Annotated in this window: 9 protein-coding genes; 2 read left to right on the top strand and 7 right to left on the bottom strand. The window is 69.8% G+C overall.

Features of this window, described 5'->3' with window-relative positions; all coding sequences use genetic code 11:
* Nucleotides 1–30 precede the first annotated feature (30 nt).
* Nucleotides 31–1,215, top strand: coding sequence for a low temperature requirement protein A (locus tag ABZU43_RS13760; protein WP_355006864.1), 1,185 nt, complete (start codon nucleotides 31–33; stop codon nucleotides 1,213–1,215).
* A 102-nt stretch (nucleotides 1,216–1,317) separates the two neighbouring features.
* On the opposite strand, the gene ABZU43_RS13765 is transcribed toward ABZU43_RS13760, so the two are convergent.
* From ABZU43_RS13765 to ABZU43_RS13780, 4 genes are all read right to left on the bottom strand, one after another.
* Nucleotides 1,318–2,631 carry a hypothetical protein gene (locus tag ABZU43_RS13765; protein WP_355006865.1) on the bottom strand — a complete coding sequence of 438 codons (1,314 nt, stop codon included), beginning with the start codon at nucleotides 2,629–2,631 and terminating at the stop codon, nucleotides 1,318–1,320.
* Nucleotides 2,632–2,645: 14 nt separating this feature from the next.
* On the bottom strand, nucleotides 2,646–4,172 hold the full coding sequence (locus tag ABZU43_RS13770) for an alkaline phosphatase D family protein (RefSeq protein ID WP_355006866.1): 1,527 nt from the start codon (nucleotides 4,170–4,172) through the stop codon (nucleotides 2,646–2,648).
* A 122-nt stretch (nucleotides 4,173–4,294) separates the two neighbouring features.
* Nucleotides 4,295–5,278: a hypothetical protein gene (locus tag ABZU43_RS13775; RefSeq protein ID WP_355006867.1), complete on the bottom strand. Its 984-nt coding sequence runs from the start codon at nucleotides 5,276–5,278 to the stop codon at nucleotides 4,295–4,297.
* Nucleotides 5,275–6,570 carry an MFS transporter gene (locus ABZU43_RS13780; RefSeq protein ID WP_355006868.1) on the bottom strand — a complete coding sequence of 432 codons (1,296 nt, stop codon included), beginning with the start codon at nucleotides 6,568–6,570 and terminating at the stop codon, nucleotides 5,275–5,277. The genes ABZU43_RS13775 and ABZU43_RS13780 overlap by 4 nt, the downstream gene beginning before the upstream one ends.
* Before the next feature lie 213 nt (nucleotides 6,571–6,783).
* Between ABZU43_RS13780 and ABZU43_RS13785 the strand changes: the two genes are divergently transcribed.
* Nucleotides 6,784–8,163 carry a DNRLRE domain-containing protein gene (locus tag ABZU43_RS13785; protein WP_355006869.1) on the top strand — a complete coding sequence of 460 codons (1,380 nt, stop codon included), beginning with the start codon at nucleotides 6,784–6,786 and terminating at the stop codon, nucleotides 8,161–8,163.
* A 169-nt stretch (nucleotides 8,164–8,332) separates the two neighbouring features.
* On the opposite strand, the gene mmsB is transcribed toward ABZU43_RS13785, so the two are convergent.
* From mmsB to chvE, 3 genes are all read right to left on the bottom strand, one after another.
* Nucleotides 8,333–9,583: a multiple monosaccharide ABC transporter permease gene (gene mmsB, locus ABZU43_RS13790; protein ID WP_355006870.1), complete on the bottom strand. Its 1,251-nt coding sequence runs from the start codon at nucleotides 9,581–9,583 to the stop codon at nucleotides 8,333–8,335.
* Nucleotides 9,580–11,118 carry a multiple monosaccharide ABC transporter ATP-binding protein gene (gene mmsA, locus ABZU43_RS13795; protein WP_355006871.1) on the bottom strand — a complete coding sequence of 513 codons (1,539 nt, stop codon included), beginning with the start codon at nucleotides 11,116–11,118 and terminating at the stop codon, nucleotides 9,580–9,582. Before mmsA ends, mmsB begins: the two co-directional genes overlap by 4 nt.
* 85 nt (nucleotides 11,119–11,203) lie before the next feature.
* Nucleotides 11,204–12,346: a multiple monosaccharide ABC transporter substrate-binding protein gene (gene chvE / locus ABZU43_RS13800; RefSeq protein ID WP_355006872.1), complete on the bottom strand. Its 1,143-nt coding sequence runs from the start codon at nucleotides 12,344–12,346 to the stop codon at nucleotides 11,204–11,206.
* Nucleotides 12,347–12,430: the final 84 nt, after the last annotated feature.

A 12,430-nucleotide genomic window follows, 5' to 3' on the forward strand; every position in this document is an offset into this window, starting at 1 on the left:
ACCAGGGGCGGCGCGTACCAGGATGAGCGGATGAGCCGCGTCCACCGGGCCCGGCCGGTGCTGGTCGAGGAGGCGCACCGGGCCACCACCTTCGAGATCTTCTTCGACCTGGTCCTGGTCTTCGCGCTGACCCGGCTCATCGGTTTCATGGCGGGGTCGCTGGGGCCGCTCACCCTCTACCAGGGGCTGCTGCTCCTGCTCTGGTTCTGGTACGCGTGGACCTGCTACACCTGGCTGGGCAATCAGGTCCGCGCGGACAACGGCCCCGTGCTGGCCGGGATGCTCGCGGCGATGGCCGCCATCTTCGTGGCCGCGCTGGTGATCCCCGAGGCGTGGCAGCGCCACGACGGCGCACTGAGCCCGCCGCTCACCCTGGCCGGCGCTTACATCGTGGTCCGCGGGCTGCACCTCGCCCTTGAGGCCTACTCCACGTCCAGCAACCCGCGATACCGCCGGCAGACGCTGCGCTTCGCCGCGTCCACCACACTCGCCTGGGTCCCGCTCCTGGTGGGCGCCATCCTCGGCGGGAACGCGCAGACCGTGCTGTGGACCGTGGCGTTCCTCGTCGACTACGGAGGCGGCCGGATCGCCACCGCCGCCAGCTTCGGGGAGGTCCGCAGCGGCGCCCACTTCGCCGAACGCCACGGCCTGGTGCTGATCATCGTGCTCGGTGAGTCCCTGCTGTCGGCCGGAGCCGGCGCGGGCCTGGCCATGATCGCCTGGCCGGTGCTGCTGGCCGCGATCTTCGGCTTCGCCGCGACAGTGTGCCTCTGGTGGCTCTACTTCGTGAACGCCGCCCCCGCCGCCGCCAAGGTTCTGACCTCGGCCTCGCCGCACACCCGCCGTCGTCAGCAGATGGCGTCGGACGCGTACACGCTGGCGCACCTACCGCTGGTCGCCGGAGTCGTCTACTTCGCCCTGGGCATCCACCTGATCCTCGCGAGCCTGACGGATCAATCTCGGCACCCGGCCGGCGAGCCGATGGGGTGGACGGCGATGGCCGTGCTCTACGGCGGGACCGCGCTCTACCTCGCCGGCCGTCTGCTGTTCCTCCGGCTGACCGTCGGCGGCTCGCCGGGTCAGCTCGTCGCGATCGGCGTCGTCCTCCTGCTACTGCCGGTGGCCCGGATCCTGCCCGCGCTGGCCGCCCTGGGCCTGTTGGCGGCCTACCTCGCCGCCCTGGTGCTCTACGAGCGGCTGACCCGGGCCAACTGAACCCGTATCGAGCGGCGTAATCGACTCGGTTTTGCCGAAGTCGCGGTGTCCCGCTGCCGGGGACACCGCGACTTTGCCGAACCCGAGTGGATCACGCTCGGCTCAGCGGGTCGGGGTGCCCCGCGCCTTCAGACGGCGCAGCTCGTCGGCGGACATCAGCCAGGTGGAGTTCGTCGTACCCAGGCCGAGGAGCACCTGGTCGAAGGTGTTGCCGTCGTTGTCGTCGGTGTAGCAGACGCTCACCTCGCCCCACGGGGACGCGGCGACGGCGAAGTGCTCCTGGCGACCCGTCGTGGTCTGGCTCAACGCCTGGGCCGCCAGCCGGCCGGTGGACGTGCCGTCCGGGTTGAGGCCACGTGCCCAGACGTCCGGGTTGGCGCCGGACACCGTCCAGCCCACCACGACGTTGTCCTGGTCGTCGATGCCGACCCCCGCAGCGATGGCACCGGTTCCGGTGGAGACCGGAACCTCGTCGTGCCGGGCCGTGCCCGCGGCGGTGAACGATCGGGCCCAGACACCCCGGGTGCCGGTGTGGTCGGATTCCCACCCGACCGTGAAGTCACCGGCGAAGTTCGCCGCCACCGAGGCCCGCTGCTGCTGCCCGCCGCTCTGCGCGTTGGCCGTCCGCCGCGACAGCGCCACGGCACCGTTGGACCGGGCCAGCCGGGTCAGCCCGATGTTGTACGAGCCGTTGGCGTCGGCGTCCTCGTCCCAGACCACCAGCGCCTCGCCGGAGGCGGACACCGCAACGTCGGGACGGTGGTGCGTGCCCGTCGTCTGCGAGGCGGTCACCTCGTACGCCTTGGTGGTGGCGGCGGTGAAGCCGGCGGCCTTGACGGTGGCGGGTGCGGTGCCCTGCACGTCCTCCCAGACCACTGTGAAGCCGACGGCGGCGGCGTTGGTGGGCGCGCCGTCCGGGTCGACCGCGACCTTCGGCCAGATCTGCTGCCCGGCGTCGCTGGCGTTGACCTGCCCCGAGCCGAGCACCGCGCCGGCTGGCGACACCACCCGGTACTGGATGTTGTAGACGCCGTTGCCGTCGCCGTCGGCGGCCCAGACCACCACGGCGTTGCCCCGGTCGTCGAGCCCGACGTCGGGGCTGAGGTGCCGCCAGGCGGCCCCGCTGGTTCCCCCGGTCGAGAGCTTCAGCTCGTACGCCGGTGTGCCGTCGCGGAACAGCCGCAGGTAGATCTCGCTGTGGGTGTCGTCCTCCGGTGCGGTGCCGTCCCGGTCGTCCTCCCAGACCACGGCGACGTGGCCGTTGCGGTTCATGGCGATGGACGGCAGGTCCTGGTCGCCGGTGGCGACGCTGTTCGCGGTGGTCCAGGTGACCGCCTCGGCGGTCATGGCGGTCGGGCCCTGAACCACGTTCGGGATCAGCAGGGACGCGGTGAGCAGTGCGGTGATCGCGGTCATGGTGGCTCTCTCCCTTACCCGGCCTGCAGGCCGGGCTGGCCGTCGAGGATGACGAACGAGCGCACCGTGGACGCCGCCGCGCCGTGCTCGGTCACCGTGTTCACCGCGCGGAAGTCCGCGCGGACCTGGCTGCGGGTGATGGTGGTACGGACGTAGCCGCGCCGGTCCGAGTAGAACTTCAGGTGCGGGTTGGCCGCCGCGTTCGGGACCGTGGTGCTGCCGCTTCCGTTGCCGGTCGAGCTGATCGAGGTGCAGACCAGCTCGGTGCCGACCGTCGCCGAGGAGGGGTTGGCGTAGTCGGCCTTGAGATCGTTGGCCCACGAGCGGTGCACGTCGCCGGTGAGCACCAGGGGGTTGCGCACCCCACGCTGCTGCCACCCGCCCTGGATGCGGCTGCGGGAGGCTCGGTAGCCGTCCCACGCGTCCATGCTCGCCGCCCCGTTCGCGTCGAGCTGCTGGGCGAAGAAGACCTGCTGGCCGAGGATGTCCCAGGTGCCGTAGCGCTGGGCCAGCCCGTCGAGCAGCCACGCCTCCTGGGTGGCGCCGGTCAGCGACCGGGAGGCCAGGTCGGCGTCGGCGCAGACCTTCCAGCCGTCGCCGCAGGCCTGATCGTCGCGGAACTGCCGGGTGTCGAGCATGTGGAAGGTGGCGAGTTGCCCCCACCGGACCCGCCGGTACAGCGGGATGCTGTTGCCGTTGGCGGCGGACGCCGGCCGCAGCGGCATGTTCTCGTAGTAGGCGCGGTACGCGGCGGTGCGCCGGGCGGTCCACTGGGCTGCGGTCAGCGTGGGGCTGCTGTCGTTGCGGACCATGTTGGCGTAGTTGTTCTCCACCTCGTGGTCGTCCGGCACCACAAGCCAGGGCGCCGCCGCGTGGGCCGCCTGCAGGTCCGGGTCGGACTTGTACAGCGCGTACCGACGGCGGTGGTCGGCCAGCGACACGATCTCGGTGCCGACGTGCTGCCGCACGGTGGAGCTGCCGACGCCCCCCTCGTAGATGTAGTCGCCGAGGTGCAGGATCAGACCGGGGTTGTCCTCGGCCATCCGCCGGTACGCGGTGTAGTAACCGGCCTCGTAGTGGGCGCAGGAGGCGAAGGCCATCACCAGGTCACGGCCGAAGGAGCTGGGCGCCGGGGCGGTCCGGGTCCGCCCGACCGGCGAGATCTGCCCCTGGGCCCGGAACCGGTAGTAGTAGTCGGAGTCGGCGGCGAGCCCACCCGCGATGGCGTGCACGGAGTGCGCGTCGGCGTACCGGGCGACCACGGAGCCGGAGGCGACCAGCGAGGTGAACCGGTCGGTGGTGGACACCTGCCACTCCACCGTCACGTCGGCGTTGGCCATGCCTCCCTGCCCGTCGGCGTTGAGCGGGGAGGGTGCCAGCCGGGTCCAGAGGACCACGCTGTCCGGTGCCGGGTCACCGGACGCCACACCGAGTTTGAAGGGGTACGGCACCGCTGCGCTGGCACCCTGGAGGGGTGTCACAGCGACTCCGGCGGTCACCAGTCCACCGAGGACGAATATGCGACGGCTCAGCCTTGTCATGGTCAACAGCCTCGGGAACGTCGATGAACGGCGATGGCTGCGCGGAGGAATCCGACATGACGGAATGCTGTCCGCGCCAAGGCGTTCGGGTGTCCGGACCGCCGGGGCCGCGGACGGGACCGTCAGGTGAGCGGGGACGGCGACTCCGCGCCGGGAATGACGAGCGTCGGCGTGCCGGACCCGTCCGCCGGAACGCTCCAGACGTCGGGCTGGCCGTCGTCGCGGCGCAGCGTGTAGGCCAGCTTGCCGTTGTCCAGCCACGCCGCCTGGTCATCGACGCTGCGGACCTCGGCGGTCGCGGTGACCCGCATGCTCGACAGGTCCAGGACCGACAGCCGCCAGCCCTTCGCCGGGTCGGCGTCGACCGCCTCCTTGAACGCGAGCCGGGTGCCGTCCGGTGACAGCGACGGGCATTCGACGTTCTCCTTCAGCGTCTCGACGGTACGAGCCGCGAGGTCACCCCGGACGAGGTATCTCCTGCCTCCGGTCGCCATCGTCGCGTAGAAGCGGTTGTCGTCGGCGGTGAAGGTGACGCCCCAGTAGTTGACGTCCGCGTTGCGGTAGCCCCGGCCGTCCCGGGTGATCGCGAACTCTTCGAGCGAGGCCACAGTGGTGCCGGTGCGGGCGTCGAGGATCCCGGTGCGGGTGGAGAAGCCACTGGAGGTGTACGAGTCGCCACCGACGAACGTCGTCCAGGAGACCATCCGGCCGGACGCCGAGACCCGGGCCCGGTTCGGCAGCCCCGGCACACTGACCGCCCTCGTCTGGCGCAGCGTCGCGTCGAGGACGACGACCTGGTACGACCACGCGGTCTCCGGCTTCAGGCAGACCCCGGTGCCGGCCGCCGCGTACACCCGGAGGCATTCCAGGCCGGCGACGGTGCGCGGCCCGGCGGGGTCGGTCGCGGCGACTGTGGAGACGTGCCGGTCGGTGATCGCCAGCAGGCGCGGCCCGGACGTCAAGGTGACCGCCTGCTCGGCGTCGGCGGGTGGCGGCGTCCGGGGAGCCTGCCCTGCCCTGGCGGCGTAGCCGGCCGCCACCGTGCCCAGCAGCACGGCCGAGGCGACCACCACACCGAGCTTCGCTCGGGTCGACATCGCGGTCATCGGGGCACCTTCCGGGTGGTGAGTCGGGACGGGGAGGCCAGCAGGAGCAGCGTGCCGACCAGGACGCCAGCGACGGCCACGGCCGCCGCGCGGATCGCGATCTCCGGCCCCCATGCCTGCCAGGCCAGACCGAACAGCACGGAGGAGACGAGGTACGCGAGGGCCTGCCCGGTCTGCACCAACGCGATTCCGGTGGTCCGCAGACGCGCCGGCAGCACCGGACCGGCGAGCGCGATGAGGACCCCGTCGGTGGCCGCGTAGAAGGCGCCGTACAGGGTCAGCGCCACGGCGATCAGGGGCCAACCGTCGACCGGGCCGGCCAGCAGCAGGTACGTCGCGCCGAGGGCGGTGTAGCCGCCGATCACCACGGGCAGGCGACCGATCCGGTCGGCGAGTACGCCGAGCGGAGCGGCGAGCAGCAGGTACGCCAGGCTGGTTCCCACCGCGAGCAGCGGAAACCAGCGCAGGCCGAGGTCCATTCGGCGTTGCAGCAGCAGGTACACGAAGCCGTCGCCGATGGTGGCCAACCCGAGCATCGCGGCGGCCAGCACCAGCCGCCGGGCCGGTCCTGTGCGCAGCAGCCCGAACGCCTCGCGGACGGAGACCTTCGCCTCGTTGGTCTCGTCCGCCGCCCCGCCGTCCACCCCCTCGCCGGACGGCTGCTCCCTGACGAAGAGCACGAGCACCACCACGGCGAGGGCTGCGATGCAGAAGCTGGTGACGAACACCGCGTCGTACGACTGCCCGACGACCAGCAGGACCGCGAACGCGGCGAGTGGCCCGAGGAACGCGCCGACGCTGTCCATCGCCCGGTGCACCCCGAACGCCCGACCCAGCGCCTCCGGTGGCGTGGAGAGCGTGATCAACGCGTCACGCGGCGCGCTCCGCACCCCCTTGCCGATCCGGTCGACGGCGATGACGGCGCCGATCGCCGGGATCGACCGACCGGCGAGCAGCAGGCCGAGCTTCGCGACCGCCGAGAGCGCGTACCCGATGCCGGCGATCAGCTTGCGCCGCCGGAACCGGTCGGCGGCGAAACCACCGACGACCCGCAGCAGCGCTGTGGCGCCGGTGTGGACGCCGTCCAGCACGCCGAAGGCCACCGGGCTGAGGTGCAGGCCCAGCACCAGATAGAGCGGCAGGACCGCGGCCACCATCTCGGCCGACACGTCGGTGATCAGACTGACCGTGCCGAGCGCGACGACGTTGCCGCTGACCATCGTGAACCGACGGCGGCGAGGCCCCGACCCGGGTTCATCGGCGACCGGTCGGGAGACGGTCGACAGGTACACGAGCATCTCCTCTGATCGACGGGCAGCCATCGTCCGTACTCAGTGGAGGAGGCACAACGCACCGCGGGTGGCATCCGGGCGAGGGGCTGTTGAACAGGCTCCCAACAGCGAGGTGTTCGCCTGTCGGGACGCACTGTTCATCCGCCCGTCGCCCGCCGGCTCATCGACCTTTCTACATTCCTTGCGCTCTTCCCACGAGGTAAGGAGTCCTGGATGGACATTCGATTCCCCCGTCCGTCGGTGACGCTGGGGGTGGCCACGGTGATCGTCGCCGCGACCGCCGCCGTCGTCGTGACCGGCGCCGGCGCGGCGTCCGCGGCGAGCGTGACCTTCACGCCCGTCGCCGACACCTACGTCCAGAGCGACACGGCGGCCACCAACTACGGCACGTCCACGCAGGTCGTGGTCGACAACTCGCCCGTGCGGCGCTCGTTCCTGCGCTTCACGGTGAGCGGTGTCAGCGGCACGGTGACCGGCGCCAGGCTGCGACTGCGCACGATCAGCGGCAACAGCGGCAGCGACGCCGGTGGCACGTTCCGCCGGATGTCCAACACGACCTGGTCGGAGACCGGCACCACCTGGAACAACCAGCCGACCATCGACGGGGCCACGCTCGGCACGATCGGCGCGGTCAGCGGCAACACCTGGTACGAGGTCGACGTCACTGCCGCTGTCACCGGCAACGGCACGTACAGCTTCGGTGCCACCTCCACCAGCGGTGACGGCGCCTACTACGACACCCGCGAGAGCGGCGCTGACGCTCCGCAACTGGTGGTCACCACCGGCAGCACCACGCCGCCCCCGTCGGGCGACCCGGTCTTCGTCGGCGCCGGCGACATCGCCGATTCGGGCTCCGGCGACAGCGCCACAGCGACGCTGCTCGACAGCATCCCGGGAACGGTCTTCACCACCGGCGACAACGTCTACGACAGCGGGACGGCGTCGCAGTTCAACAGCTACTACGAGCCCACCTGGGGTCGGCACAAGTCCCGCACCCGCCCGTCGCCGGGCAACCACGACTACAACACGTCCGGCGCGAGCGGCTACTACAACTACTTCGGTACGTCGGCCGGCCCGAGCGGTCGCGGGTACTACTCGTTCGACCTGGGCAACTGGCACGTCGTGTCGCTGAACTCGAACATCAGCATGTCGGCCGGCTCGACGCAGGAGCAGTGGCTGCGCGCGGACCTGGCCGCCAGCAGCAAGCCGTGCACCATCGCGTACTGGCACCACCCGCTGTTCACGTCCAGCTCCAACCACGCGCCGTCGACGTCGACGCGCCCGCTGTACCAGGCTCTCTACGACTACAACGCCGACGTCGTGGTCTGGGGGCACAACCACGTGTACGAGCGGTTCGCCCCGATGAACCCGGCCGGTGGCGCCGACTCCAGCCGGGGTCTGCGCAGCTTCGTCGCCGGGATGGGCGGCGCCGGCCACTACGACTTCGGCACCATCCAGCCCAACAGCGAGGCGCGCAACAGCTCGGCGTGGGGGCTACTGAAGTTCACCCTCCACTCCAACAGCTACGACTGGCAGTTCGTACCGGTGGCCGGCCAGACCTACACCGACACCGGCACCACCACCTGCCACTAACTCGCCCCACCCCCACCCCACCGCCCCGTCGATCTTGCACTTTCTGTCCCGACTTCTGCTACATAAGCCGCAGATCGTCGACACCAAGTGCAAGATCGCGGAGTCGGTTGGAACGCAGATGACCCCTGACCGCGTCGCGGTCAGGGGCCATCCCGGCTTCGTGCAGACGTCAGCGGGCGGTGCCGGCGCGACGCTTGTTGTAGACGTCGAAGGCGACCGCGACGAGCAGGACGAGACCCTTGACCACCGACTGAGTCGACTGGTCGATGCCCATCAGCTGCATGCCGTTGCTCATCACCGCCATGATCAGACCACCGACCATCGCGCCCACCACGGTGCCCACGCCGCCGGTGACCGCCGCACCGCCGATGAAGGCAGCGGCGATCGCGTCCAGCTCGAACATGTTGCCGGCGGCGGGCTGGGCGCCGTTGGACCGCGACGAGTAGATGACGCCGGCCACCGCCGCCAGGAAGCCCATGTTGACGAACATCCAGAAGTTGACGGTGCGGACCTTCACCCCGGAGAGCGCCGCCGCCGACAGGTTGCCGCCGATCGCGTAGACCTGCCGACCGAAGACGGTACGCCGGGTGAGCAGGCCGTAGACCAGCACCAGGACCGCCAGGATGATCAGCACGATCGGCAGCCCTCGGGCGTGCGCCAGCTGCCAGGCGAAGTACATGAGGACCGCGCCGACAAGCACGACCCGGGCGACGAAGAGCGGGAACGACTCGACGGGCTGCTGGTAGCGGATACGCGCCACGCGGGTGCGGAAGCCGCTGACCGCGTAGCCGGCCACGGCGATGGCGCCGATCAGCAACGTGAAGGCGTCGAAGCCCTGCCCACCGAGCAGGCCGTTGAGGAAGCCCGCCGCGACCTGCTGGTACTCGGACGGGAACGGCGACAGCGAGATGTTGTCGAGCACCCGCAGGGTCAGACCCCGGAACAGCAGCATGCCGGCCAGGGTCACGATGAAGGCCGGAATGCCGGCGTACGCCACCCAGAAGCCGTGCCACGCGCCGACCGCGACGCCGACGACCAGCGCGGCCACGACGCCGATCCACCAGGGGTGACCCTGCTGGATCACCAGGACGGCGGAGACCGCTCCGGTGAGCGCGACGACCGACCCGACCGACAGGTCGATGTGCCCACCGATGATCAGGATGACCATCCCGATCGCGAGGACCAGGATGTACGAGTACTGGAGGACGATGTTGGTGATGTTGCCGGGGCTCAGCAACACCCCGTCGGTGAGGACCGCGAAGAGCGCGACGATGACGACCAGGGCGACGTAGATCCCGCTCTGCCGCAGGTTGTTCAACACCAGCGCCCGCAGGTCGCTCGTCCCGCTGTGCAGGGCGGCGCCGGGCGCGCTGTCCGGGGGCGTGGGGCGCTCCGTCGAAGGGGTCTTGATGCTGGTCATCCGACGAGCTCCTTGTCCTTGGTCATCAGCTCCATGAGGCTCTCCTGAGTCGCCTCGGCCACCGGCATCTCGCCGGTGATCCGGCCGGCGGCGAGGGTGTAGATGCGGTCGCACATTCCGAGCAGCTCCGGCAGCTCGGAGGAGATGACGATCACTGCCTTACCGGCGGCCACCAGCCGGTTGATGATTGTGTAGATCTCGTACTTGGCGCCGACGTCGATCCCGCGGGTGGGCTCGTCGAGGATCAGCACGTCCGGGTCGGTGAACAGCCACTTCGACAGCACGACCTTCTGCTGGTTGCCGCCGGAGAGCTTGCCGACCACCGCCATGACGCTCGGCGTGCGGATGTTCATCTCCTTGCGGCTCGTCTCGGCAACCTTGATCTCCTCGTTGCCGTTCACCCAGCCCAGGCGGGACAGCCGGTCCAGCGCGGCGGCGGACACGTTGCGCCGCACGTCGTCGATGAGGTTGAGCCCGTAGCGCTTGCGGTCCTCGGTGACGTAGGCGATGCCGTTGTCGATCGCCTCGGCGACGCTGCGCGCCTGCACCTCCCGCCCGTGGACGAAGAGTCGGCCCCGGATGTCGCGCCCGTAGGACCGACCGAACACGCTCATGGCCAGCTCGGTCCGACCGGCGCCCATGAGGCCCGCGATGCCGACGACCTCGCCGGCGCGTACGGACAGCCCGACGCCCTCGACGACCATCCGGTCCTGGACCGGGTGCCGCACAGTCCAGTCCTCGATGCGCAGGACCTCGTCACCGGGTGACGACTCGCGGTCGGGGTAGAAGCTGTCCAGGTCGCGCCCGACCATGCCGCGGATGATCCGCTGCTGGGTCACCTCGTCCGACCTCATGTCGAGGGTCTCCACGGCGCGCCCGTCACGGATGACGGTGGTCGAGTCGGCGATGGCGGTGATCTCGTTGAGCTTGTGCGAGATCATGATGCAGGTGATGCCCTGCTCCTTGAGCGCCCGCAGCAGGTCGAGCAGGTGCGCCGAGTCGATGTCGTTGAGCGCGGCCGTCGGCTCGTCCAGGATGAGCAGGCGCACCTTCTTCGACAGCGCCTTGGCGATCTCCACCAGCTGCTGCTTGCCGACACCGAGCTGAATGACCGGGGTGACGGGGTTCTCGTGCAGCCCGACGGACGCCAGCAGCTTCGCCGCTTCGGCGTTGGCGAAGTTCCAGTCGATGAGCCCGCTGCGGCCGCGCCGCTCGTTGCCGAGGAAGATGTTCTCCGCGATCGACAGGTACGGCACCAGAGCGAGCTCCTGGTGGATGATGACGATGCCGTTGGCCTCGCTGTCGCGAATGCCGCGGAACTGCATCGGCTTGCCGTCGAAGCGGATCTCGCCGTCGTACGAGCCGGTCGGGTAGACGCCGGACAGCACCTTCATCAGGGTGGACTTGCCGGCGCCGTTCTCACCACAGATGGCGTGGATCTCCCCGCGGCGCACTGCGAGGGTGACGTCCTCCAGCGCGGTCACGCCAGGGAAGGTCTTGGTGATGCGACGCATCTCGAGGATGGTGTCGTCCATTGTCACTGTCCTCCGTCAGGTCTGGACGCGGTACACGCCCAGGCGTCGGGCCCGGCGGGTGTGACCGCCGGGCCCGACGAGTGGCTTACTTCTTGGCCTGACCGGCGGCGACCTCTTCCGCCGTCCAGTAGCCGGAGTCGATCAGCGTCGCCTTGATGTCGTCCTTGTAGACGGTCGCGATCGGCAGCAGGTACGCCGGGACGACCTTGACACCGTTGTTGTACGTCTTGGTGTCGTTGGCCTGCGGCTCCTTCTTCTGCAGGAAGGCCTCGGCCGCGTTCACGGCCTGCTCGGCCAGCAGCCGGGTGTCCTTGAAGACCGTGGAGCTCTGCACGCCGTCGTTGATCAGCTTGATCGAGGCGATCTCCGCGTCCTGGCCGGTCACCACGGGGAGCTTCTTCGCGCCCTTGCCGTAGCCGGCGTTCTGCAGGGCGGTGATGATGCCGCGGGAGATGCCGTCGTACGGGGAGAGCACCCCGTCGACCTTCGAGCCGTCGTTGTAGCTGGAGGTCAGCAGGTTCTCCATCCGCTTCTGCGCGGTCTCCTGCTGCCACCGCAGGATGGCTACCTGCTCGGGGGTGGTCTGCTTGGACTTGACGACCAGCGTCCCGTCCTCGATGAACGGCTTCAGCGTGTCCATCGCGCCGCCGAAGAAGTACTGGGTGTTGTTGTCATCCAGCGACCCGGCGAAGAGCTCGACGTTCAGCGGCCCCTTGGCGGTGCCCTTCGAGCCGTCCTTGTTCAGCAGGCCGAGACCGACGAGCAGCGCGGTGCCCTGGGCGACGCCAACCTTGTAGTTGTCGAAGCTGACGTAGAAGTCCACGTCCTTGCTGCCACGAATCAACCGGTCGTAGGAGATGACCGGGATCTTCGCGGCCGCGGCGGCCTGCAGCTGGCTGCTGAGGGCGGTGCCGTCGATCGCCGCGAGGATGAGGACATCCGCACCCTGGGTGATCATCTGGTCGACCTGCTGCGACTGCGTGGGGATGTCGTCGCCGGCGTACTGGAGGTCGACCTTGTAGCCCTTGGCCTCCAGCTTCGACTTCACCGCGTTGCCGTCGGCGATCCACCGCTCCGACGTCTGGGTCGGCATCGACACACCGATGGTCAGGTCGCTCGGCTTCTCGTCGCCGGACTTCTCACCGCTGCCCGCACCCCCGCCGCTGCACGCCGCCAAACTCAGCGCGAGTGCCGCGCCGCCGAGAGCAACCAGGAATTTCCTGCCCACGGGCTTCTCCTCTCTGGACTCCCCCGCCGACTGCCGGGGCCCACTGTCATCTTTCGGGTAGTGTTAGCGCTCACATAGATTGCG

It is taken from the genome of Micromonospora sp. NPDC005205, from assembly GCF_040608275.1.
Classification (GTDB): Bacteria; Actinomycetota; Actinomycetes; order Mycobacteriales; family Micromonosporaceae; genus Micromonospora.